This window comes from Streptomyces sp. NPDC002004 (genome assembly GCF_053593975.1).
This window is the reverse complement of record NZ_JBSFDP010000002.1, coordinates 257,600-280,412: the sequence shown is the minus strand read 5'-3', so window position 1 is coordinate 280,412 and position 22,813 is coordinate 257,600. Positions and strand designations below refer to the sequence as shown.

The following is a 22,813-nucleotide window of genomic DNA, read 5'->3' as shown; positions in this document are numbered from 1 at the left end:
CAGCTCGGCTGCTGCTCGGATGTGTCCCACCGTGCACCACCCCACTGACAATCGGCTCCGACCTGCACGAACACCCGCCGGGCGGCCGGTTGTCAGTGGGGCCGCCTACGGTCGACGACATGACTCAGCAGGGGGTGCGCTGGACGGCGGATCAGGTGCTGGCACTGGCTCCTGACGCACCGTCACGCAAGGCGGGAAGCAAACTCGGCGTGGCCGGACCGTGGTCGGACGCGGGCAGCTCGGGCGACGGCGGCACGGCGGTGTGGGGGCTGTGCAAGGGCAGCGGAAGCAAGCCGTACCGGACGGTGGTGGACCTCGCGGGTTCCGCGGGCCCGGCGTACAAGTGCAGTTGTCCGAGCCGCAAGTTCCCGTGCAAGCACGCGCTCGGACTGCTGCTGCTCTGGTCGGGCGGCGACGGCACGGTGCCGGACGGGGGCGTCCCGCCGGACTGGGCGGAGCAGTGGCTCGCCGGCCGCAGGACGCGGGCGGCGCAGAAGCGGCCGGGCGGCGGCGCCGCGTCCGGCGGCCCCGCCGACCCCGAAGCGGCGCGGCGCCGTGCGGAGAAGCGGGCCGAGCGGATCACGGCGGGGGCGACGGAACTGGAGCAGCGGCTCGCCGATCTGCTGCGCGGCGGTCTGGCCTCCGCCGACCGGGCGGGTTACGGGCTGTGGGAGGAGACGGCGGCCCGCATGGTCGACGCGCAGGCGCCGGGACTGGCCGCACGGGTGCGGGAATTGGGGGCGATACCCGCTTCGGGGTCTGGCTGGCCCGCCCGTCTGCTGGAGGAGTGCGCGCTGCTCCATCTCCTCGACCGGGGCTGGCTGCGACGGGACGCGCTGCCGGCCGGCCTGGCCGCCACGGTGCGTTCCAGGATCGGCATGCCCCTGCCCGCCGACGGTCCGCCGCTGCGCGACCGCTGGCTGGTCCTCGCCCAGTACGACACCGCGGACGGCCATCTCACGACGCGCCGGATCTGGCTCCACGGTACGGAGTCGGGCCGCACGCACCTGGTGCTGTCCTTCGGCGCCGCGGGCCGCGCCCCCGCCCTGGCCCTGCCGGTGGGCCTGGTCCTGGACGCGGAGCTCACCCCGCACCCGGGTGCCGGGCAGCTCCGGGCCGACCTGGGCGAACAGTTCGCGGCCCCGGCAGCCACCGGGATACGGCCGCCCGGCGAGCGTCCCGACGAGGCGGCGGCCCGCTATGGAGCCGCGCTCTGCGACGACCCGTGGCTGGACGCGGTTCCGGTGACGCTGCACCGCGTCGTTCCGGCCCCGCACGACGACGCCTGGCATCTGTCGGACGCGGACAGCGGCCTGGCGCTCCCGTTGACCCCGGCGGCCCAGGCCGGCCCCGGCCTGTGGCGCCTGACGGCCCTGTCCGGCGGCGCCCCGCTCACCGTATTCGGCGAGCACGGCCACCGGGGCTTCACCCCGCTCATGGCCTGGCCCGAGAAGGAGGGGGACGCGGTGGCCCTGTGCTGAGGCCCTGACCTGCCCGGTGCGCGCAACGCACCCCGGCGTGGGCGGTACACGGAGCACGCGATCGAACCGAGCACGTGATCGACGAGGACGGAGACATGAGCATGGTGACGGCAGTGGCCGGCAGCGGATTCACGAGGACGGCACGGACACCGAGGACAGTGACCGCAGGAAGCACGGCAAGCGCCGGAAACACCGGGAACAACGGCAACTCCAGCCCCTGGACCAGCGCGATGACCGGAATCGAGGACGCGCCCGGGGACCCTGCGAAGGCGGCACCCACGCACGCGCGGCACCTCGCCCTTCCCTGGGAGGAACTGGTCACCGCGGCCCTGCTGGGGACCGATCGGCGGCGGGTGGGCGACGGCGGCGGGCACGGCCCGGGGGCGCTGCTGGACGCTGCGGCGGTCGGGACCGTACGCCGGCGGGCGGGTCTGCGGCCTGGCACCGTCACGGCGTCGCTCCCGCCCGCCCCCTCGGAGAGGCGCAGGCCGTTGCCGAAGCCTGCCGCCCGGCGGCTGGCGCTGCTGCTCGCCGACCGGGCCTGGAGCGGGAACGGCGGCAGCCGTCGGGGCGTCGCACCGGATCTGACGGAACTGCTGCCGCAGTGGCTGGCCGCGGCGAACGACCGGGGGTTCGCCCCGCCCCCGGAGCTGCTGCCCGCCCTGCTGGACACGGCCCGCGGACGGACCGATCTGCGACCGCAGGTGCTCTCCTTCGCGGGACCGCGCGCGCTGTGGCTGGCGCGGCTCAACCCGGAGTGGAAGTTCGCGCTCCGGGCCGCCCCCGGCGGCGGGGCCGCGCTGCCCGGACCCGGGCGGGACGCCGATGCGGCCCGCCTCTGGCAGGAGGGCCTGTTCGCCGAGCGGGTGGCCCTCCTGGGCACCGTCCGCGCCCACGACCCGGACGCCGCCCGCGCGCTCCTCGCCGGCACCTGGTCCACGGAGCGGGCCGAGGACCGGCTGATGTTCCTCGACTCGCTGCGGACCGGACTGGGCGACGCCGACGAGCCGTTCCTGGAACAGGCCCTGTCGGACCGCAGCCGGAACGTGCGCGCGACGGCGGCCGAGCTGCTGTCGTCGCTGCCGGGCTCGGCGCTGGCCGCGCGCATGGCACGCCGGGCGGTCAGCTGCGTGACCCTGGACCGTACGCAGGACACCCCGGCGATCGTCGTCGAGGCACCCCACGAGTGCGATGCCGGGATGGAACGCGACGGAGTGGTACCGAAGCCCCCGACCGGACGGGGTGAACGGTCGTGGTGGCTGGGCCAGTTGGTGGAGGCGGCACCGCTCTCCTGCTGGACCGGACGGCTGGGCGGCCGCGGCCCCGATGAGATCGTGGCGCTGCCCGTCGCCGACGACTGGCGCGGCGAACTGCACGCGGCGTGGTGCCGCGCGGCGGTCCGGCAGGGCGACGCCACCTGGTCGCGTGCGTTGCTGGGCGCGCCGTCTTCACCGGCCGCCGCCGGGCCCGGCGCGGTGTCGCTGGCCGAGCGGGCGAAGCTGCTCGGGACACTGCCGGACGGCGAGCGGGCCGAGTGGGTCGCGGGCTTCATCGCGGCGCACGGTCTGTCGGAGGCGTTCCAGCTGCTCGGCATGTGCACGGTGCCCTGGGCCGAGCCCCTGGGCCGCGCCGTCGTGGACGCGTTGAACATCGCCCGGGACGCGGGCAGCTACCCGTGGAGCTTCAGCGGGGTGATGGGACTTGCCGAGCGGTGCCTCGATCCGGGGGAGGCCGGGCGGCTGGAGGCGCTCACGGCTGTGCCGGACGAGCCCGAGGACGCGTCACCCGGCGCCGGGGGTTACTGGGCCGAGGCCTTCCAGCGTCTCGTCAGCACCCTGCGTCTGCGGGCGGCCATGCTGGCGGAGCTGGAGCCCTGACGGCTTCTCCGCGCGGCCGGGCGGCCCCTGCGCCGTGCTCGCCCGCGCCGAGGCAGGTGGGCGCCCCGCCCCGGTCGCCCCGGCGAGCGCGGCCGGACAGGAGGAAACACCCACTCCGGCGCACCCGCGAGGGGGGTGGGTTCGGCCCGGCGCGACCGCGCCGAGCCTGGTGCTCAGGCCCCCGCGGGCTGCCGCACGTTCGCGCGGACCCAGTCCACGATCGACGTCGTCGTGGCGCCCGGGGTGAAGATCTCGGCGACGCCCTTCTCCTTCAGCGGGGGGATGTCCGCCTCGGGGATGATGCCGCCGCCGAAGACGAGGATGTCCTCGGCGTCCCGCTCCTTCAGAAGTTCGATCACGCGTGCGAACAGTGTGTTGTGGGCGCCCGAGAGGATGGACAGACCGATCGCGTCGGCGTCCTCCTGGATCGCGGTGTCCACGACCTGCTCCGGCGTCTGGTGCAGACCGGTGTAGATGACCTCCATACCGGCGTCACGCAGCGCCCGCGCGATCACCTTGGCCCCGCGATCGTGGCCGTCGAGACCCGGCTTGGCGACCACCACACGGATCGGCCCGGCTGCCACACCCATCACTGCCTCCATGTACCGACATGCCACTCGGCATGTACCCACTGCACCACAGCATTACCGCACCACCGGTTGCACCGATCGCGCTCCGGCGCGCGGGCGTCCCGCGCCGCGCGAACGGTCCGGGAAGTGAACGAACGTTATCGCCAGCATCCCGTACCCGGCAGTTTCGCGGCACAGAGCGAGGGGGAAATCACACGTGGGACATGTTCGCCGCGCGCTGTACCCGCACCAGGCGGCACACGGGCCGCACCCGGGACAGGCGCAGAGGAGCCGCGAAGAGGTCCGTGCCCCCGCGCCGTGAGCCGCGCGGTGTGGTGGCGCGGAGTGCCGACGACCGCACTGGGACCGTCCGCACCGCCATAGCCGGTGCGCCGTCCGTGCACCGCCGGTCCGCCCTCCGGCCGGCTCCTCATGAGGGCATACGGGGGACGGAGCCGCCACCCGTGTGCCGACGGGAGGTCGGCCGTGAAGGTCACCAGGGTCGTGCCCCTTCTTCCGCTCGGTCAGCGCCTTCTGCCCGCCAGGCTGGCGGGGCTGTCCATCGCCCTGCTCAAGGCGACCGCCCTGGAGCTGGCGATCCTCGCCGGGCATCTGCTGCTGTACCCGTCGGGTGTGATCCAGGAGCGCCGCAGCGGCGCCGGCCGCTCCGGCACTCCGGACACGGCGGACGCACCCGCTCCGGCCCGGCTCCCGGCGGCCGAGGCGAAGCCTCCCGTCGTGCTGCTCCACGGCTTCATCGACAACCGTTCGGTCTTCGTACTGCTGCGCCGCTCCCTCGCCCAGCACGGCCGGCACCAGCTGGAGTCGCTCAACTACTCTCCGCTCACCTGTGACATCCGGGCGGCCGCCGAGCTGCTCGCCCGGCACATCGAGGAGATCTGCGAGCGCACCGGCCACCGCGAGGTCGACATCGTCGGCCACAGCCTCGGCGGTCTGATAGCGCGCTACTACGTACAACGGCTCGGCGGCGACGTACGCGTCCACACGCTCGTCACCCTGGGCACCCCGCACGGCGGCACCCGCGTCGCACCGCTCGCGAACGCCCACCCGCTCGTCCGGCAGATGCGCCCCGACTCCGCGGTGATCACTGAGCTGCGCAGGCCCGCGCCGGGGTGCCGCACGCGTTTCGTCAGCTTCTGGAGCGACCTCGACCAGTTGATGGACCCGCTGGAGACGGCGAGCATCGACCACCCGGACCTGCTTGTGCAGAACGTTCGCGTGAGCGGCATCGGGCATCTCGCCCTGCCCGTCCACCCCGCGGTGGCGGCCGGGATACGCCGGGCCCTCGATTCCGACGAGCCCCTCACGCGCGCCACCGACCACCCGACGGGCCGTCCCGACGGCCTCACCGTGGCCTGACCGCCCCACCGGACCTCGCCGCACCCCCACGGCGCTCGAACGATTCTCGAACACAGAGCCAACACTCTGCCCGCAGTCCGCCGAAAGGCGGCTGAATGCCCGTTTCCCGCAAGGGGGAAACCAACGGAAGATTGTCGCGCCCGCGTACCGCCGGGTACAGTCGCCGCACTGCTCCGCCCCTCCATACTGTCGAGGCGAAAGAGAAGTTGGTGAACGACCGCCACCCGTCGGGGACAGCGACTCCCCCGGCCCCGTCTCCGGACTCCGCCTCGCCGCTCTACGCGTCGTACGACCCGCAGAGCGTGCAGCAGGGCGGCTACACCGGATACGGCTACGACGGTCAGAGCGCCTACGGCTCCTACTCCACCGGCACCTTCGACGCCGACCCGCTCTTCGGTGACCTGCCGGGAGAACAGGGCGGCGGATACGACGCGTATGCCGCACCCCAGCAGGGGATGGCCACGGGCACGTACGACACCGGCAGTTACTCCACGGGCTCCTTCCCGGTCACGGATTCGTACGGCTCCGGCGGGTACGCCACGGGCACGTACGACACCGGCAGTTATGACACCACCGGGGCCTGGGCGTCCACCGGTTATCAGACGCTCTCGGAGATTCCGGCACAGCCGACCACAGGTCCGGACGTTTCCGGACAGTGGGACGCAAACGCCTGGAACCAGCCGGACCAGTACGGTCAGTCGGACGGCACGGGCCAGTGGCAGACCCTCGACGCCCACTCCCTCGAGACGCAGACCTTCGAGGCCCAGCAGTTCGAGACGCAGACCTTCGAGACCGGGGCCTTCGAGACCCAGGCGTTCGACGCCCAGGCCTACGGGACGCAGACCTTCGAAGCTCAGAGCTTCGAGACCTCGCACTTCGAGACCCAGAACTTCGAGGCCCAGAGCTTCGATTCCGAGGCGATGGACGGCTTCGGTGAGGCCGAACTCCCGGAGGCGGAGCTTCCCGAGGACGAGTCCGGCGAGTTCGAGGCCCACGACTACGCCGTCGACGACGGATACGAGCCCGACGTCGAGGAGCACCGGCCCGACGCCGGCCCCCGACGCTCGGCCGCCCCGCGTTCGCGCTCCCGCCGCCGCAGCCCCGTCAAGCGGTCCGCGCTGCTCACCGTCGCAGTGCCGTCGGTCTGCGTGATGGGCGTCGCCGGAATCGCCGCCGCCTCCGTCAGCAGCATGAGCGGCGACAACGGCAAGGAGACCACCGCGGCGGCCCCCGATCCGACCGCCGTGAAGCCTTCCGTCGCCAACAACAAGTTGGACACCCAGCTGGAGAACCTCTCCGCCGACGCGGGCGACTTCGCCGACCGGGCCAGCCGTACCCAGGAGCGGATCGACCTCAAGGCGCGCCAGGAGGCCGACCGGAAGAAGGCCGCGGAAGAGGCCGCGCGCAAGGAACGGCTGCGCCCCAAGTTCCTGCTGCCGGTGACGCAGAAGGGCCTCAGCGCCTACTTCGGGCAGGCCGGCGTCAACTGGATGTCCGTGCACACCGGCATCGACTTCCCCGTCTCGTACGGGACGCAGGTGATGTCGGCGACCGACGGCGTCCTGACCACCAAGTGGAACAGCGCCTACGGCAACATGGCGATCGTCACCGCCAAGGACGGTACGGAGACGTGGTACTGCCACCTCTCCCACTACAAGCTCGCGCCGGGCACCACGGTGAAGGCGGGCGACGTCATTGCGTTCTCCGGAAACTCCGGCAACTCCACGGGTCCGCACCTGCACTTCGAGGTGCGCCCCGGGGGCGGCACCCCCATAGACCCGCTGCCCTGGCTCCGCAGCCACGGCCTGGACCCGACGTAGAGAACCGCCCCGCCTTCACCTCGGCCTCGGCCTCGGCCTCGCCCGCCCCGCCCCTCGCCCGTCCCGGGCGGCACGCGCGGCGCGCGACCGCCTAGAGCTTCTCCACCGGCGCGTACCGCAGCAGCAGCCGCTTGGGCTTCGCATCGCCGAAGTCGATCGTCGCCTCGGCGTTCGCCCCCGTGCCCTTCACGCCCACGACCGTGCCGAGGCCGAACTGGTCGTGTGTGACCCGGTCGCCGACGGCGAGCGCGACGACCGGCTTCTCGCCGGCGCGGCGCGTCGCGAAGCCCGAGGCACCGGACGCCGCGGTGCGCGAGCGCGACGAGGAGAGCGAGGCCGCGATCCCGGACGCCGGACCGGACGCCTTCGGCGCCGCACCGCCCGTACGCTTCCACTCCAGATGCCGGCCGGGGATCTCCTCCAGGAACCGCGACGGCGGGTTGTACGCGGGCTGGCCCCAGGCGCTGCGCAGGGTGGAACGGGTCAGGTAGAGCCGCTCCCGCGCGCGGGTGATGCCGACGTACGCGAGACGGCGCTCCTCCTCCAGCTCCTTCGTCTGACCGAGGGAGCGCATGTGCGGGAAGACGCCGTCCTCCATGCCGGTCAGGAAGACGACCGGGAATTCGAGGCCCTTGGCGGTGTGCAGGGTCATCAGGGTGATGACGCCGCTGCCCTCCTCGTCCTCGTCGGGGATCTGGTCGGAGTCGGCGACGAGCGCGACCTGCTCCAGGAACTCGGAGAGCGTGGCCCCCGTGGCGGCGGCCCCCGTTGTCGCCGTGTCCTCGCCCCGTTCCTGCTCGAACTCGAGCGCAACGGCGGCGAGTTCCTGGAGGTTCTCGATCCGGGTCTCGTCCTGCGGGTCGGTCGACGCCTGCAACTCGGCCAGATAGCCGGTCCGTTCGAGCACGGCCTCCAGGACCGTCGCCGGGCCCGCGCCCGACTCGACGATCGTCCGCAGTTCCTCCATCAGCGTGTTGAACCGCTTGACGGCGTTGGTGGAGCGGGCGGCCATGCCGTAGGCCTCGTCGACCCGGCGAAGCGCCTGCGTGAAGCTGATCTTCTCCCGTGAGGCCAGCGCGTCGATCATCGCCTCGGCGCGCTCGCCGATACCGCGCTTGGGGACGTTGAGGATACGGCGCAGGGGGACGGAGTCCTCCGGGTTGGCGAGGACCCGCAGGTACGCCAGGACGTCCCGGACCTCCTTGCGCTCGTAGAAGCGGACTCCGCCGACGACCTTGTAGGGCAGGCCGACGCGGATGAAGATCTCTTCGAAGACACGGGACTGGGCGTTGGTGCGGTAGAAGACGGCGACGTCCCCCGCCTTCGCCGCGCCCTCGTCCGTGAGCCGGTCGATCTCCTCGGCGACGAACTGCGCCTCGTCGTGCTCGGTGTCGGCGACGTACCCGGTGATCTGTGCGCCCGCGCCCGCGTTCGTCCACAGGTTCTTGGGGCGGCGGCTCTCGTTCCGCTCGATGACGGCGTTGGCGGCGCTCAGGATGGTCTGCGTGGAGCGGTAGTTCTGCTCCAGCAGGATCGTCGTCGCGTCCGAGTAGTCCTCCTCGAACTGGAGGATGTTGCGGATGGTGGCGCCGCGGAATGCGTAGATCGACTGGTCGGCGTCACCCACGACGCACAGCTCGGCCGGCTCGCCGTCCCCGTCCGTGGGCCCGACCAGCTCGCGCACGAGGGCGTACTGGGCGTGGTTGGTGTCCTGGTACTCGTCGACGAGGACGTGCCGGAAGCGGCGGCGGTAGTGCTCGGCGACGTCCGGGAACGCCTGGAGCAGGTGCACCGTCGTCATGATCAGGTCGTCGAAGTCCAGTGCGTTCGCCTCGCGCAGGCGCGACTGGTACAGCGCGTACGCCTGGGCGAGGGTCTTCTCGAAGCCGTCGGCGGCCTGGGCCGCGAAGGCCTCCTCGTCGATCAGCTCGTTCTTCAGATTGGAGATCTTGGCGCTGAACGACTTGGGCGGGTAGCGCTTGGGATCCAGGTCGAGGTCGCGGCAGACCAGGGCCATGAGGCGCTTGGAGTCGGCGGCGTCGTAGATCGAGAAGGAGGACGTGAAGCCGAGCTTCTTCGACTCGCGGCGCAGGATGCGGACGCACGCGCTGTGGAAGGTCATCACCCACATCGCGTTCGCCCGGGGCCCGACGAGCTGCTCGACGCGCTCCTTCATCTCGCCCGCGGCCTTGTTGGTGAACGTGATCGCGAGGATCTGCCCGGGGTGCACATCGCGCTCGGCGAGCAGGTGCGCGATGCGGTGGGTCAGCACCCGGGTCTTGCCGGAGCCGGCGCCGGCCACGATGAGCAGCGGTGTGCCGGAGTGCACGACGGCGGCGCGCTGCTGGTCGTTCAGCCCCTCGAGCAGCGCGGCCGGGTCCAGGTGCGGGCGCGGCGCACCGTCGCGGTAGTACGCGTCCCTGGCCGGAGGCACGTCGAACCTCCCGTCGAACAGGTCATCCGGAAGGTCCTCCGGAGCCTCGTCCTCGGGTGGCGGCGGGGGCTCCTCGTCCGCGCGGCGCACGGGCTGGAGGTCCGCCAGGAAGCTGTCGTCAAAGAGGCTGCTCATCGCCTCCCGAGTCTAGGCCGCCGCACCGACAACCCGCCCCGGGTTCCGGGACCGCCGGGGAGCGGAATGGAAGCGGAGCGCACCCATCCACTCACTCTGCGCGAAAGTCACGAAAATGTATCGGACATAGCGTGCATCAACCTTCACAACAGCCACACCGGTTGGCTAGCGTGCCCGGCGGGCGACCCGTACCCCTGCCGGCGAACGACGCCGGGGCGGGTGGCCTCCGCCGAGTCCGGCGCGCCCACGGCGATCCGGAGCCGGGGACCCACCGCGATCCCTGGGGTGAATCGGTTCCGCCACGCCCGCGTACGGAACCGTAGGGCAACCCTTCCGACGTCCGCCCGAACCCGACAGCTAACCCGGTAGGCGGTCCATGGAAGGAGTCGCCTCCCTTGGCGTCGCACCGCAAACCGCGGACCACCCTCACCGTTGCCGGAATACGCTCGACCCCCGCGCTGGGCCTGACCACCGCGGCCCTCACCTCCGTGGCTCTGCTGTCCCAGAGTGCGTATGCCGAGCCGACCCCCGACAAGCCCAGCCTCGAAGAGGTCCAGAAGAGGGTCGACGACCTCTACCACCAGGCCGGGGTCGCCACCGAGAAGTACAACGCGGCGAAGGAGAAGACCGCCAAGCAGCGCAAGCGCGTGGACGGCCTCCTCGACGACGTCGCCAAGCGCACGCAGAAGATGAACGAGACGCGGCAGCGCCTCGGCGAGTACGCCGCCGCCCAGTACCGCAACGGCGGGATGTCCGACACCGCGACGCTCCTGCTCGCGGAGGACCCGCAGGAGTACTTCGACCAGAACCAGCTGATGGACCGGCTCACCGGACGCCAGAAGTCCGTCCTCGACGACTACCAGAGCGAGCAGCTGGCCACCGCGAAGAAGCGCACCGAGGCGACCGAGAGCCTGCAGGCACTGACGAAGTCCCAGACGGACCTGAGGACCAACAAGCAGGAGGTCCAGAAGAAGCTCGGTGAGGCGCGCACCCTGCTGTCGAAGCTGACCGCCCAGGAGAAGGCGCGGCTCGCGGCGATCGAGAAGCAGCGGGAGGAGCAGGCCAGGCGCAAGGCGGCCGAGCTGGCCCGCAAGCAGGCCGCCGAGGAGGCGGCCCGGCAGCAGGAGCAGCAGAAGGCGGACCAGGGCTCCGGCACGAGCACCGGTACCGGCAGCAGCGGCACCGGCACCGGCACCGGCACCAGCAGCGGCACGGCGTACTCCACCAAGGCGGCCAAGGCCATCGCGTTCGCCAAGGCCCAGATCGGCAAGCCGTACGTGTGGGGGGCGACGGGGCCCGGCTCGTTCGACTGCTCGGGCCTCACGCAGGCCGCCTGGAAGGCCGCCGGGGTCTCCCTGCCGCGCACCACCTGGGAGCAGGTCAAGGTCGGCACGACCGTCCCCGTCTCCCAGGCGAAGCCCGGCGACCTGGTCTTCTTCTACGACGACATCAGCCACGTCGGGATCTACATCGGCAACGGCATGATGGTCCACGCCCCGAAGCCCGGCGCCTACGTCCGGGAGGAGTCGATCTACTACGGCGGCGACTTCATGCCGATCCACAGCGTCGTGCGTCCCGCGTGACCGTATGAGGCCGCGAGGCCTCTCCCGACACGCGGAAGGGCCCGCATTCGGGGGGATGCGGGCCCTTTCGTCCGTGCGCCACCGGGGCGCGCCGTGCGTGCGCCGTCGAGGCGCGCACGGTCAGGTCCAGAGCACCGCGATGAAGATGTTCGCCGTGGTGAGCAGACCGACCAGGGCGAACTGCCCCTTATCGACCTTCTCCTCGTCCCGCTTCACGTACACGAGCCCGAGGATCACGATCAGCAGCGCCAGCTTCACACCGATCTTGATGGTGTTGACCGTGTGACCCTGGGCTTCGTTGAGGCCGACCAGCGCCACGCCGGTGACGAGCATCGTGAGCGCGCCGTGCAGCATGGGCGGGGTGAACCTGGCCCTGCCCTCACCCATCGCCTTCATCTGGGTCAGGAAGCCGCCCAGGAGCGAGGCGATGCCGATGATGTGCAGAGCGACGAAGAGATGGATGAGTACGTCCATGAGGCCGGAGCCTAACGGGAGGGCTATCGGTCACCTTCGAGCAGGTCTGCGTCATGCACGGTCACCACTCCGGCCACTCCGACCAGTTCCGCACATTGCGTCACGAACTCATCACGGAGAGGCCTAGCGTCCTCCACCAGGTGACCGGCTCCCCACCGCCGCCCGGGCCAGGGGCGGCAGCCGGACACCACCGCCGAGAAGTCCGGCGGCGGCCCGCTCCCCCCGTGCGGGCCGCCGCCGGACGCGCAACGGCGGCCCTACGGAAGGACGTGGAGCAACCTTGGCAGCGCACAGAAGGCCCAAGCAGCGCTCCCTCAGCGGCAATACCGCCCGCACCGCTGCCACCCTCGCCCTCGCCGGGGCGGCCACCGCGACCGCATCCGCCGGCGTCGGGCACGCCGCGCCCGAGCTCACGCCCGCCCAGGTGAAGGCGAAGATCGACAGCCTGTACCACGAGGCGGAGGTCGCCACCGAGAAGTACAACGGCGCCAAGGAGCAGACCGAGGCCGCCCAGAAGTCCTTCGACGAACTGCGGGACGAGGCGGCACGCAGGACGGAGAAGCTCAACTCCGCACGGGACGCGCTCGGTACGACCGCGGCCGCGCAGTACCGCAGCGGCGGCCTCGACCCGGCCCTCCAGGTCGCCCTCTCCTCGCAGCCCGACCAGTACCTGGAACGGGCGGCGCTCGTCCAGCGCGTGGGCAGCCGGCAGGCCGCGGCCGTGTCCAAGGTGCGCAAGCAGCTGAGGGAGATCCAGCAGTTGCGCGACGAGGCGGACGCCCGGCTCAGCAAGCTCAAGGCAGACCAGGACGAGCTGAAGCGCCGCAAGGCCGGGGTCACGGCGAAGCTCGACGAGGCAAGGCGGCTGCTCGCGCGGCTGACGCCCGCCCAGCGCGCCCGCATCGGTGCGGACGACCCGGACACGTACGGCGGCGGCGCCCGCGCCTCCCGCTCGGCCTCGCGCCAGGTGCCGTCCGGCAGCGCCGTCCTGGCCCCCAACGCCCGTGCCGCGACCGCGGTCGCCTACGCCTACAAGGCACTCGGCAGCCCCTATGTATGGGGCGCCGCCGGGCCCAACGCCTTCGACTGCTCGGGGCTCGTCCAGGCCGCTTACCGCTCCGCGGGCGTCTCCCTGCCGCGCACCACCTACGACCAGATCAACGCGGGCCAGCGCATCTCGCGCGCCGACCTGCGCCCGGGCGACCTGGTGTTCTTCTACTCGGGCATCAGCCACGTCGGCATCTATGTGGGCGACGGCAGGATGATCCACGCCCCGAACCCGAGCGCACCGGTGCGGCTCGCCCCGATCGACCAGATGCCCTTCGCGGGGGCGACGCGGATCGCATGACCCCCGTGCCCGGCGCGGCGGCAGGGCAGGCGGCCGGTCCCCGGGCCGGCCGTCAGACCAGTCGTCGCGCCGTCGCCCAGCGCGTCAGCTCATGGCGGTTGGACAGCTGGAGCTTGCGCAGCACCGCGGAGACATGCGACTCGACCGTCTTCACCGAGATGAAGAGCTGCTTGGCGATCTCCTTGTACGCGTAGCCCCGGGCGATCAGGCGCAGGACCTCGCGCTCGCGCTGGGTGAGGCGGTCGAGGTCCTCGTCGACCGGCGGGGCGTCGGTGGAGGCGAAGGCGTCGAGGACGAACCCGGCCAGGCGCGGTGAGAAGACCGCGTCGCCCTCCTGGACCCGGAAGACGGAGTCGACGAGGTCCGTGCCGGTGATGGTCTTGGTGACATAGCCACGGGCTCCGCCACGGATGACACCGATCACGTCCTCGGCGGCGTCCGAGACCGACAGCGCGAGGAAACGGACTGGCTGCTCGGCGTCCGCCATCAACGCGGCGCACCGGCGCAGCACTTCTACTCCGCCGCCGCCGGGCAGATGCACGTCCAGCAGGACGACCTCGGGCCGCGTCGCCGTGATGACCGAGACGGCCTGGTCGACGTCGGCTGCCTCGCCGACCACCTCGACCCCGGTCCGCTCCGTCTGCCCGATCTCCGCCTGGACGCCGGTACGGAACATACGGTGGTCGTCGACGAGGACGACCCGCACACGACGCCCGCCCCCGCTCTCGCCGGAGCCCTGCGGCTCGGCCGCACCCGTCGCCTCGGTCGCGTCGCTCATGACGTCCTCTCCGCCCTCTCCATCTCCAGTTCGACCTCCGTGCCACCGTCGGGGACCACGCGCAGTCGCGCCGTGCCGCCGTTGCGCTCCATCCGGCCGATGATCGATTCTCGTACACCCATGCGGTCGGCGGGTATCGAATCGAGGTCGAAGCCGGGGCCGCGGTCCCGCACCGACACGAAGACCCTGTTCCCCTCGACCTCGGCGTAGACCTGCACCGCGCCGCCCTCGCCACCGTACTTGGCGGCGTTCACCATCGCTTCCCGCGCGGCCTGCATCTGTGCGGTCAGCTTTTCGTCGAGCGGGCAGTCGCCGACCACGACGACCTCCAGCGGGACACCGTGCTTGTCCTCCACCTCGGCCGCGTTGCGCTTGACGGCCTCGGAGACCGTCGCCGGCTCGTCGTCCTCGTCCTTGCCGGTGCCCTCCGGCTTGTACAGCCAGGCCCGCAGGTCCCGCTCCTGGGCACGGGCGAGCCGTCGCACCTCGTTCGCGTTCTCCGCGTTGCGCTGGATCAGCGTCAGGGTGTGCAGCACCGAGTCGTGCACATGCGCGGCGACCTCGGCCCGCTCCTGGGCGCGGATGCGCATCGTCCGCTCCTCCGAGAGGTCCTGCGTCATCCGGACCAGATAGGGCCCGGCGAGCAGGGAGATGCCGACGATCACGGCGAGCGCCGCCTGGAGCAGGGAGCCGAGGTGCACGGCCGAGCCCTGGAGCACGAAGATGCCGGTGACACCGGCGCCCACGAGCAGCACGCCCGCCCCGGCCCGGGCGAGTGTCAGGGTGCGCCGGTGGCGGCCCACCTCCATCCAGCGGGCCCGGCGGGCATTGTCGGCCTGCCGCCAGACGAGGGCGACGCCCGCGCCGACGAGGACGGCGGGCCACAGATACGCCTTGGCGCCGCCGCCGAGATTGACGCTCTGCACGAAGACCAGGGCGATCACCACCATGGCGAGCAGCGCGACGATCTGGCCCCGGTCCGGCCTGCGGGCGACGAGTCGGCGCCGGCCGTCCGCGCCGGTCTCGGTGGAGAAGGCGGGCGGCCGCTCGACGTCCACACCGCCGATGCCCAGCGGGACGAAGAACCAGAACGCCGCATACAGCAGGGCGCCGAGCCCGTCGGCCATGAACAGGCCCACGAACACGAGCCGCACCCAGATCACGGGCAGCCCGAGATGTCCGGCGAGCCCTCGCGCCACTCCGCCCAGCCAGCGGCCGTCGCTGCTGCGGTAGAGCTTGCGCGGGGGCCGCGGAGGTGCGGTGGGTGCTGCTGCGGCTTCCGGCATGTCAAAGATGGTCACACGCCGGGCACATCCGCGGCATCAGGGTCGGACCCCGAGACGCCCCTGATCATTCGCGTCGGCCCGGCCCGCCCGGGCGGCCCGTGTGCCACGCGGGCTCCGGCCCCGCTCCGGGATCGTCAGGGGCGATATCAGGGTTCGTCCAGGGTCGTCCCGACTGCCGCAGCGCCGCCCCGCCCGTCACCATGGACGCATGACAGATCAGCAGCGCGCCGCGGCGAGCGGGGCGGGGGCGGGGCCGCAGGGCGCGGCAGCCACCGCGGACCGGCAGCCCGGCGACCCGGAGAGCGCGGAGGCTCCGCGCAGGTTCCGGCGCGACCGCCGGCACAAGATGCTGGGCGGGGTGTGCGCCGGGCTCGGGCGGCACTGCGACATGGATCCGGTGATCTTCCGGATCGTGCTCGCGGTGCTGTCGGTCACCGGCGGCGCAGGCCTGATCTTCTACGGCTTCGCCTGGCTGTTCGTCCCCTTCGACGACGACGAGGGGGAGAGCGAGGCGCGCAGGCTGCTGACCGGCCGCGTCGACGGCCCGGCACTGGCCGCCATACTCTTCGCGCTGGTCGGCTGCGGTCTGTTCCTGTCGATGCTGAACAACGGCGGCGTGCTCACCTTCGCGGCGGTGCTCGCCCTGCTGCTCGCGGGAGCCGGGTACTGGTCACGGCACCGTGGCGCGGCCGACGCCGACCCGTTGGCCGCGCAGGCCGTCGCCGACGCTCCGCCCGAGGCACAGGCCCCGCCCGTCGACGTCTTCATTTCCTCGTGGTGGCGGGACCCGATAGTCAAGGACGGCACGCATGAGGGCGGCACCGGCTATCTGTGGGGTCCGGGTCTGAGCCGGGAGATGATGTCCGGCCACCAGGGGTTCTACGGCGGCTCCGCGCGCGAGCAGGAGAAGCGGGCCGGCGCCGGCCCCGCGCCCGGGCCGACGCGCCGCAGGGCGACCTCGATCGGCGGCTGGGTGTTCCTGCTGGCCCTCGTGGCGGGCGGGCTGGGCACAGGCCTCACACGGGGCGACCATACGCTCGGCACCAGCCTGCAGACGGGGCTGGCATGTGCGCTCGCCGTGTTCGGCCTCGGGATCGCGGTCAGCGCGTTCGTCGGCCGCACCGGCGCCGGGTCGGTCGTCCTCGCCGTACTCACGGCAGCTCTGCTGGCGGGTTCGGCGGTGCTTCCGGGGAACATCACCACGCGGTGGGTGCACGCCGACTGGACCCCCGCCGCCGCGGCGGACGTCCGGTCCGGGTACGACCTGGGAACCGGGGTCGGCACGCTCGATCTGAGCAAGGTCGAGGTGGCCGGCGGCCGCACGGTGACGACGCGGGCCGAGGTGGGCGCCGGACAGCTGAAGGTGGTGCTCCCGAAGGATGCGACGGTGCATCTGCGGGTCCAGGTCGGCGTCGGTGACATCCGGTTGCCGGGCGACGACCGAAAGGACGTGGACGTGGCGGCGGGCAAGGAGAAGAGCGTGACGCTGAAACCACCGGCCGGGACGCCGGCCCGGGGCACGGTCGATCTGAAGCTGCAGGTCGGCGTCGGACAGGCGGAGGTGAGCCGTGCTGCGTCATGAGTTCCAGCCGGGCAGGCTCGTCGCGGGCGCGGCCCTGCTGGCAACGGGCGTGCTCTTCCTGGGAGACGCACGGGGTGCCTGGGACGTCCCGTGGTTCGCGGTGATCCCGCTCGTCGTGGGCGGGCTGTGTCTGGCGGGCGCAGCGGGGACGGCGGCACGGGCGATACGTCACCGTCACGGATCGTCGCGCCAGATGTCCGACCACATCGGATAGGGCCCGCCGGCGAGACCCGGCGAGCGAGGGGGGACTATCCGATCCTTGTGCCCCTGCGGCGGCGGGACCTGATCAGCGCATCCACCGACATCAGCGGCGCACCGGCGAGGACGAGCGGAGTCCACGCCATCAGATACGCCAGGTCGTTGCCGTAGTAGTAGGGGCTGACCGCCCAGCTCACGGTGAGCCAGAGGCTGAGCGAGATGAGCATGCCGCCGGTCGCGGCGAGCCTGGCGAGCAGGCCGATCAGGGTGCCGATGCCGACGGCGAGTTCACCGAAGGCGATGGCGTAGCCGAAGCCGACCGGGTTCTTCAGGGCCAGGTCGACGAGGGCCGGGATCGCAGCGCTGTCACGTACTCCGCGCATCGTGTCGCCGACCGAGCCGGGCCCCGAGGCGGACATGAAGGCACTGTTCGTGAGCTTGTCGAGGCCCGCATAGATGAAGGTGACGCCGAGGAAGATCCGCAAGGGGATCAGGGCGTATCGGGCGACGGTGTCCCGCAAGTCGCCGCGTGCACCGCCGGCGTACCCGGTGTAGGGGGTCTCAGTTCGCATTCCGTGAGCCATAGCTCCTCCGCCGCCTTTCGCCCCTGTGCTCTGGTACCCGTCAAAAGACCATACGTAGGACCGGCTCCAAAGGCTCACCGAGTGCACGGTGGATTCCCCCAGGGGTGGCCAGGGGTGGGTTGATGGGGTGACAGGGGCTGGTGGGGCGTCTGAGGTACGGCCGTGGCGGGCGAGGGAGCCCAAGGCGCCGGGCGGCGGGTAGGAGCAGGGGCGGTCGCGTCGGCCGTGGTCGCCGGGGCGGGAGCGTCACGCGGGGCAGGAGCGTCACCCGAGGCCGAGCCGGACGGCGTGGGCCGTCGGTCCGGGGGTCACTCGAGTACGTCGATCGTGCAGCGGTTCGTCTCCGCGCCCGCCGCGGTGACGACCTGGACGTCGACGCGTCCGGGTTCGACGTCGGCTGGGACAGGGACGGTGAGCACGGTGTCGGAGGGGTTGGTGAAGCCGCCGGGGACGGGGACGAGGGGGACGTGCACGTGGACGGGACCGATGCGGACCGTCAGACGGGACAGATGCTCGGCGGTCTGGGCACCGGGCGGCACGAAGCCGGCGCCGCGGATCTCGATGTCGTCGCCGGTGCGGATGGGCGCGTCCAGGTCGCCCACCTCACGGGCCCTGACGACGGAGAGGATCACCGGCCGCCCGCCCTCGGCGTACTTGGCCGCGACATACGTGGCCGCCGAGACCAGGACGAGCAGGACCGGCGCCCAGGGAAGGCCGGGCAGTTGGTCGGGCCGCCGGGCGAGGCGCACCGCGGCGAAGAGGACGGCGACGGCGCAGACCAGGACGTACTGGATGTCGGCGAAGGAGGGCCGCCCGGCGTCGTCCGTGAGCAGATCGGCGGCCCGGGGCCGTGCGGCGCGCACCTTCTGGAGCCGTTGTCCGAGGACGCGCAGCCCGACGACGCGTCGGACGAGGACGGCGACGCCGCACACCACGGCTGCCGCGGTAACCGTACCGGCGCCGTGGGCGATGCCGAGCCCGGCGATCAGGGCATCCCGCTCGCGGGGGCCGGCCGCGACGGCGAGTTCGACGGTGAGCACGAGGAGGGAGAAGGCGGTGAACAGCACCCAGACGGCGGCGACGGCGCGCGACGTGGAGAGCCGGTTGTCCTCACCGGTCAGCGGCGCGAGAACGCCACCGCGTGCCCGGTGGGCGTATCCGGCACCGGTCAGCAACGCACCGGTGAGCACTCCGGCGACGAGTCCCGCGGTGCGGGCGGCGGTCCAGCCCGCGGTGACGGCCGTGCACGCCTGCACGAGCAGCAGCACGGCGACGCCGCCCCACACCACACGCAGGGTGCGCGGCCACATCAGGGCCGTCCAGGCGGCGCCCTCGGCCCGGCTGCGTTCGGCCACGGCGTTCGCGGACTGGGTCAGCTCGTCCGACACCCACTGGCGCGAGGCGCCCGCCGAATGGGCGACGGCCGCGGGCAGTCCCTCCCCCGCGGCGAGTTCGTCGCGCCGGGCGAGGAAGGCGGCCACGGCCCGCCGGTGTCCCTCACGCGCCCCGAGCGGGCAGTCGCCGCACGTGCACCCGCCTCCGTGCGTGCCCTGTCCGGCCTCCTGAAGCGCCACGAGACAACTCCGCCTTCCTGCTGACGACCATCCGGACGCACCGGCATCGCGGTGTCTCCGCCGACTCCGCACCTGATCGTGAAATTCCTTGCAGCGAAAGGGAATTGTGCCGCACGGACGCCGGGGACCGGCGGTCGGGCGAGGGTCCGTACGGGTGAAGAGGGCGCCGTTGCGTTGACGCACCGTGCCGGGCCCGGGCGCCGCGATTCCCCTGCGGCCGGGGGCGGCCGGGGACCTCGTGGGTCAGGCCAGCAGATCCGGCTCGCTCCGGCTGATGTCCTGCCACAGGGACTGGTAGTTGATCCACGCGACCAGATCCCCGCCGAGCTGCTCCCGCGTCGAGACGGCCTGCCGGTGGTCGATGAGCACAGGCCGTCCGGCGGCGCGGGCCGCCAGCTGGACCTGGCAGCAGCGTTCCAGCGTCAGGAACCACCAGGCAGCCGCGTCGACGGAGTCGCCGACCGTGAGCAGGCCGTGGTTGCGCAGGATCACCGCCTTGTGGCCGCCGAGCGCGGCGGCGATGCGGCGGCCCTCGTCGGCGTCCACGGCGACACCGCTGTAGGCGTCGTACAGCGCATGGTCCTCGTAGAAGGCGCAGGCCTCCTGCGTGATCGGTTCGACGAGTTCGGCGAGTGCGGACAGCGCGCGGCCGTGGACGGAGTGGCAGTGGGCGACGGCGACGACGTCGGGGCGGGCGCGGTGGATCTGGGCGTGCACGGTGAACGCGGCCTGGTTGACGTGGCTGCGGCCCTCGACGACCTGCCCTTCCTCGTTGGCGAGGACCAGGTCGCCGACCGTGATGTGCTTGAACGGCATCCCGAAGGGGTTCACCCAGTAGCAGTCGCCGAACTCGGGGTCCCGCGCGGTGATGTGCCCGGACACCCCGTCCTCGTAGCCGAGTCGCCCGAAGATCCGCAGTGCCCCGGCCAGCCGCTCCTTGCGGTACCGCCGCTCGTCCTCGACGCTCTCGTGCACGGGCGGCATCGCGAACTCGAGCTGCTCGGTGGGTATCGGCATGGGCCCGTGCATATGTCCTCCGTCTCTGGTCGTACGCAGCGGAAGGTACCGGCGGTACGCGCAGGACAACAGGGATGCCGCGTGAAGAACACGCCGGGATTGCCGACAGGAATACAGGACAGAGGGTGTCGGGTATCTCTCGCAGACTGGCATGCATGCCTGCCACGCACCAGACGCCCGGAATGCCCGACCCGGCCCACCGCCCCGGTCCGCCCGACTCGCAGGGCCGGTCACCTCACTCACCGGACACGTCACCCGGCTCACAGGGCTCGTCGTCCCGCTCACCCGGTTCACCGGACTCGCCGAGCTCGCCCGGCGCACCGGGCTCGGTCACCTCACCGACCCCGTCCGTCGCACCCGCCGCATCAACCCTGCCCGGCGCACCTGACGCCTCCGGCTCGACCGCGTCTCCCGACTCGCCCGGCACATCCCGTGCACCGCACCCGGACGGCTCGCCGCGTGGCGGGTCCTGGGGCGCTTTCGCCGCCGCGGAACCGGATCTCGCGAAGACCGTCCGGGAGCGGTTCGAGAAGTTCACGCACCACGTCCTCGCGACCCTTCGCAGGGACGGGTCACCACGCACGTCCGGGCTGGAGGTGCGGTTTCTGCACGGCGAGCTCTATCTCGGCATGATGCCGGACTCCCTCAAGGCACTCGATCTGCGCCGCGACCCCCGGTTCACGCTCCAGGCCAACCCGGGTCCCGGCACGGAGATGGCGGGCGGGGACGTACGCGTCGCGGGGCGCGCCGTGGAGGTCCTCGACGCCGAGGAGACCGCCCGCTACCTGGGCGAGGTCGCGCCGCCCGAGCCGTTCCACCTCTTCCGCGCAGAGGTGACGGAGGTGGTCCGGACGTTCGTCGAGGACGAGACGTATCTCGTGGTGCGGATCTGGAAGCCGGGCGAGCCCCTGCGCACGGTCAGGCGGACGTGAAAACGCGGGTGCCGCCCTCCGGACGGAGGGCGGCACCCGCGCTGGTCAGGGGGAGGTCACTCCCACTCGATGGTGCCCGGCGGCTTGCTGGTGATGTCCAGCGCCACGCGGTTGACGTCGTTGACCTCGTTCGTGATCCGGGTCGAGATCCGCGCGAGCACGTCGTACGGCAGTCGCGACCAGTCGGCCGTCATCGCGTCCTCGGACGAGACCGGACGGAGCACGATCGGGTGGCCGTAGGTGCGGCCGTCGCCCTGGACGCCGACGCTGCGGACGTCCGCGAGCAGCACGACGGGGCACTGCCAGATCTCGCGGTCGAGGCCCGCGGCCGTCAGCTCCTCGCGGGCGATGGCGTCGGCCTCGCGCAGCAGGTCCAGGCGCTCCTTGGTGACCTCGCCGACGATACGGATGCCGAGGCCGGGGCCCGGGAAGGGCTGGCGGTGGACGATCTCGTCGGGCAGGCCCAGCTCGGCGCCGACCATCCGGACCTCGTCCTTGAACAGCTTGCGCAGCGGTTCGATGAGCTGGAACTCGAGGTCCTCGGGGAGGCCGCCCACGTTGTGGTGGGACTTGATGTTCGCGGTTCCGGTGCCGCCGCCGGACTCGACCACGTCCGGGTAGAGCGTGCCCTGGACCAGGAACTGCACCGGCTGGTCGTCGGGGGCCTGGGCGACGATCTCCGCCTCGGCCTGCTCGAAGACCCGGATGAACTCACGGCCGATGATCTTCCGCTTCTCCTCGGGGTCGGAGACCCCGGCGAGGGCGTCGAGGAACCGCTCCTGCGCGTCGACGACCTTGAGCTCGACACCGGTGGCCGCGACGAAGTCCTTCTCGACCTGCTCGGTCTCACCCTTGCGCATCAGGCCGTGGTCGACGTAGACGCAGGTCAGCTGCGAGCCGATGGCCTTCTGCACGAGGGCTGCGGCGACCGCGGAGTCCACGCCGCCGGACAGGCCGCAGATCGCGCGCTTGGTGCCGACCTGGGCGCGGATCGCCTCGACCTGCTCCTCGATGACGCTGCCGGTCGTCCAGGACGGCTCGATGCCGGCGCCCCGGTAGAGGAAGTGCTCCAGGACCTGCTGGCCGTGCGTGGAGTGCATCACCTCGGGGTGGTACTGCACTCCGTACAGCTTCTTCTCGTCGTTCTCGAAGGCGGCGACGGGGACCACGTCCGTGGACGCCGTGACCGTGAAGCCCTCGGGAGCGGCGGAGCAGGCGTCGCCGTGCGACATCCACACCGGCTGCTCGGCCGGGGTGCCCTCGAACAGCGTCGAGGCGGGCTTGGTCACGTGCAGCGGCGTGCGGCCGTACTCGCGGGCGCCCGTGTTGTCGACGGTGCCTCCGAGTGTGGTCGCCATCAGCTGGAAGCCGTAGCACATGCCGAAGACGGGGACTCCGGCCTCGAACAGTGCACGGTCGACGCTCGGGGCGCCCTCCGCGTACACCGACGAGGGTCCGCCGGAGAGGATGATCGCCGCCGGGTTCTTGGCGAGCATCTCGGCGACCGGCATGGTGCTGGGCACGATCTCGCTGTAGACCCGGGCCTCACGGACCCGGCGGGCGATGAGCTGGGCGTACTGCGCACCGAAGTCGACGACCAGAACGGTGTCGGGAGCGGCGGCAGCGGGGGACGCTGATGGCACGACGGCGGCCTTCCGGCGGTGAGCGTTGAGCAGGACTTCGTTGAGCAGGACGTTTCAGCGGGCCGGCCGGGCGGAGGCCCGGGCGGAGGTCGGCTGAACGAGTGGCTTATTTGTCGAT

At 72.0% G+C, this 22,813-nt stretch carries 18 protein-coding genes and 1 riboswitch; of the genes, 9 read left to right on the top strand and 9 right to left on the bottom strand.

The window, feature by feature from the left end; all coding sequences use genetic code 11:
• The first annotated feature begins 119 nt into the window (after positions 1–119).
• Positions 120–1,481, top strand: a complete 1,362-nt coding sequence (locus tag ACWCP6_RS04275; RefSeq protein ID WP_450930784.1) for an SWIM zinc finger family protein — start codon at positions 120–122, stop codon at positions 1,479–1,481.
• A 95-nt stretch (positions 1,482–1,576) separates the two neighbouring features.
• Positions 1,577–3,358 carry a DUF5691 domain-containing protein gene (locus tag ACWCP6_RS04270; protein ID WP_450930783.1) on the top strand — a complete coding sequence of 594 codons (1,782 nt, stop codon included), beginning with the start codon at positions 1,577–1,579 and terminating at the stop codon, positions 3,356–3,358.
• Between the two features lie 173 nt (positions 3,359–3,531).
• Here the strand turns inward: ACWCP6_RS04270 and ACWCP6_RS04265 are convergent, their stop codons facing one another.
• Positions 3,532–3,948 (bottom strand): cobalamin B12-binding domain-containing protein, encoded by a 417-nt coding sequence (locus ACWCP6_RS04265; RefSeq protein ID WP_450930782.1) that lies wholly within the window; start codon positions 3,946–3,948, stop codon positions 3,532–3,534.
• 465 nt (positions 3,949–4,413) lie between these two features.
• Here ACWCP6_RS04265 and ACWCP6_RS04260 point away from each other — a divergent pair, with 465 nt between their 5' ends.
• Together ACWCP6_RS04260 and ACWCP6_RS04255 are read left to right on the top strand one after the other, a co-directional pair.
• A complete protein-coding gene (locus tag ACWCP6_RS04260; protein WP_450930781.1) occupies positions 4,414–5,307 on the top strand; it encodes an esterase/lipase family protein in 894 nt (297 codons plus the stop codon).
• A gap of 95 nt (positions 5,308–5,402) precedes the next feature.
• Positions 5,403–7,127 (top strand): M23 family metallopeptidase, encoded by a 1,725-nt coding sequence (locus ACWCP6_RS04255; RefSeq protein ID WP_450930780.1) that lies wholly within the window; start codon positions 5,403–5,405, stop codon positions 7,125–7,127.
• Between the two features lie 91 nt (positions 7,128–7,218).
• Here ACWCP6_RS04255 and pcrA read toward each other — a convergent pair whose 3' ends face one another.
• A complete protein-coding gene (gene pcrA / locus ACWCP6_RS04250) occupies positions 7,219–9,696 on the bottom strand; it encodes a DNA helicase PcrA (protein ID WP_450930779.1) in 2,478 nt (825 codons plus the stop codon).
• A gap of 217 nt (positions 9,697–9,913) precedes the next feature.
• Positions 9,914–10,083, top strand: a riboswitch (cyclic di-AMP (ydaO/yuaA leader).
• 8 nt (positions 10,084–10,091) lie between these two features.
• Here pcrA and ACWCP6_RS04245 point away from each other — a divergent pair.
• The gene (locus tag ACWCP6_RS04245) at positions 10,092–11,279 is read left to right on the top strand and encodes an NlpC/P60 family protein (protein WP_450930778.1); all 1,188 of its coding nucleotides are present in this window, start codon (positions 10,092–10,094) and stop codon (positions 11,277–11,279) included.
• A gap of 120 nt (positions 11,280–11,399) precedes the next feature.
• Here ACWCP6_RS04245 and ACWCP6_RS04240 read toward each other — a convergent pair whose 3' ends face one another.
• Positions 11,400–11,753, bottom strand: coding sequence for a hypothetical protein (locus ACWCP6_RS04240; protein ID WP_450930777.1), 354 nt, complete (start codon positions 11,751–11,753; stop codon positions 11,400–11,402).
• 280 nt (positions 11,754–12,033) lie between these two features.
• Here ACWCP6_RS04240 and ACWCP6_RS04235 point away from each other — a divergent pair, with 280 nt between their 5' ends.
• Positions 12,034–13,101 carry an NlpC/P60 family protein gene (locus tag ACWCP6_RS04235; protein ID WP_450930776.1) on the top strand — a complete coding sequence of 356 codons (1,068 nt, stop codon included), beginning with the start codon at positions 12,034–12,036 and terminating at the stop codon, positions 13,099–13,101.
• A gap of 52 nt (positions 13,102–13,153) precedes the next feature.
• On the opposite strand, the gene ACWCP6_RS04230 is transcribed toward ACWCP6_RS04235, so the two are convergent.
• Both ACWCP6_RS04230 and ACWCP6_RS04225 read right to left on the bottom strand, forming a co-directional pair.
• Entirely contained in the window at positions 13,154–13,879 is a 726-nt protein-coding gene (locus ACWCP6_RS04230) for a LuxR C-terminal-related transcriptional regulator (protein ID WP_450930775.1), read from the bottom strand.
• A complete protein-coding gene (locus ACWCP6_RS04225; protein ID WP_450930774.1) occupies positions 13,876–15,165 on the bottom strand; it encodes an ATP-binding protein in 1,290 nt (429 codons plus the stop codon). The genes ACWCP6_RS04230 and ACWCP6_RS04225 overlap by 4 nt, the downstream gene beginning before the upstream one ends.
• Before the next feature lie 208 nt (positions 15,166–15,373).
• Here ACWCP6_RS04225 and ACWCP6_RS04220 point away from each other — a divergent pair, with 208 nt between their 5' ends.
• Complete coding sequence (locus tag ACWCP6_RS04220; RefSeq protein WP_450930773.1) at positions 15,374–16,747, top strand: PspC domain-containing protein; 1,374 nt, start codon at positions 15,374–15,376, stop codon at positions 16,745–16,747.
• A complete protein-coding gene (locus ACWCP6_RS04215; protein ID WP_450930772.1) occupies positions 16,734–16,961 on the top strand; it encodes a hypothetical protein in 228 nt (75 codons plus the stop codon). The genes ACWCP6_RS04220 and ACWCP6_RS04215 overlap by 14 nt, the downstream gene beginning before the upstream one ends.
• A 34-nt stretch (positions 16,962–16,995) precedes the next feature.
• Here ACWCP6_RS04215 and ACWCP6_RS04210 read toward each other — a convergent pair whose 3' ends face one another.
• The 3 genes from ACWCP6_RS04210 to ACWCP6_RS04200 form a co-directional block, all read right to left on the bottom strand.
• On the bottom strand, positions 16,996–17,529 hold the full coding sequence (locus ACWCP6_RS04210; protein WP_450930771.1) for a TQO small subunit DoxD: 534 nt from the start codon (positions 17,527–17,529) through the stop codon (positions 16,996–16,998).
• A 308-nt stretch (positions 17,530–17,837) separates the two neighbouring features.
• Positions 17,838–19,103 (bottom strand): hypothetical protein, encoded by a 1,266-nt coding sequence (locus ACWCP6_RS04205; RefSeq protein WP_450930770.1) that lies wholly within the window; start codon positions 19,101–19,103, stop codon positions 17,838–17,840.
• Positions 19,104–19,346: 243 nt separating this feature from the next.
• Positions 19,347–20,132, bottom strand: a complete 786-nt coding sequence (locus ACWCP6_RS04200) for a class II aldolase/adducin family protein (RefSeq protein ID WP_450930769.1) — start codon at positions 20,130–20,132, stop codon at positions 19,347–19,349.
• Between the two features lie 359 nt (positions 20,133–20,491).
• Between ACWCP6_RS04200 and ACWCP6_RS04195 the strand changes: the two genes are divergently transcribed.
• On the top strand, positions 20,492–21,052 hold the full coding sequence (locus tag ACWCP6_RS04195) for a pyridoxamine 5'-phosphate oxidase family protein (protein WP_450931097.1): 561 nt from the start codon (positions 20,492–20,494) through the stop codon (positions 21,050–21,052).
• A 56-nt stretch (positions 21,053–21,108) separates the two neighbouring features.
• Here ACWCP6_RS04195 and guaA read toward each other — a convergent pair whose 3' ends face one another.
• Positions 21,109–22,695 (bottom strand): glutamine-hydrolyzing GMP synthase, encoded by a 1,587-nt coding sequence (guaA, locus tag ACWCP6_RS04190; RefSeq protein WP_450930768.1) that lies wholly within the window; start codon positions 22,693–22,695, stop codon positions 21,109–21,111.
• Positions 22,696–22,813 lie beyond the last annotated feature (118 nt).

What these genes read in the sequence shown, in the direction of transcription:
- ACWCP6_RS04275 (WP_450930784.1), top strand. Translation starts at nt 120, where the DNA reads ATGACTCAGCAGGGGGTGCGCTGGACGGCGGATCAGGTGCTGGCACTG.
- ACWCP6_RS04270 (WP_450930783.1), top strand. Translation starts at nt 1,577, where the DNA reads ATGAGCATGGTGACGGCAGTGGCCGGCAGCGGATTCACGAGGACGGCA.
- ACWCP6_RS04265 (WP_450930782.1), bottom strand. Translation starts at nt 3,948, where the DNA reads ATGGGTGTGGCAGCCGGGCCGATCCGTGTGGTGGTCGCCAAGCCGGGT.
- ACWCP6_RS04255 (WP_450930780.1), top strand. Translation starts at nt 5,403, where the DNA reads ATGCCCGTTTCCCGCAAGGGGGAAACCAACGGAAGATTGTCGCGCCCG.
- pcrA (WP_450930779.1), bottom strand. Translation starts at nt 9,696, where the DNA reads ATGAGCAGCCTCTTTGACGACAGCTTCCTGGCGGACCTCCAGCCCGTG.
- ACWCP6_RS04240 (WP_450930777.1), bottom strand. Translation starts at nt 11,753, where the DNA reads ATGGACGTACTCATCCATCTCTTCGTCGCTCTGCACATCATCGGCATC.
- ACWCP6_RS04230 (WP_450930775.1), bottom strand. Translation starts at nt 13,879, where the DNA reads ATGAGCGACGCGACCGAGGCGACGGGTGCGGCCGAGCCGCAGGGCTCC.
- ACWCP6_RS04225 (WP_450930774.1), bottom strand. Translation starts at nt 15,165, where the DNA reads ATGCCGGAAGCCGCAGCAGCACCCACCGCACCTCCGCGGCCCCCGCGC.
- ACWCP6_RS04220 (WP_450930773.1), top strand. Translation starts at nt 15,374, where the DNA reads ATGACAGATCAGCAGCGCGCCGCGGCGAGCGGGGCGGGGGCGGGGCCG.
- ACWCP6_RS04210 (WP_450930771.1), bottom strand. Translation starts at nt 17,529, where the DNA reads ATGGCTCACGGAATGCGAACTGAGACCCCCTACACCGGGTACGCCGGC.
- ACWCP6_RS04200 (WP_450930769.1), bottom strand. Translation starts at nt 20,132, where the DNA reads ATGCACGGGCCCATGCCGATACCCACCGAGCAGCTCGAGTTCGCGATG.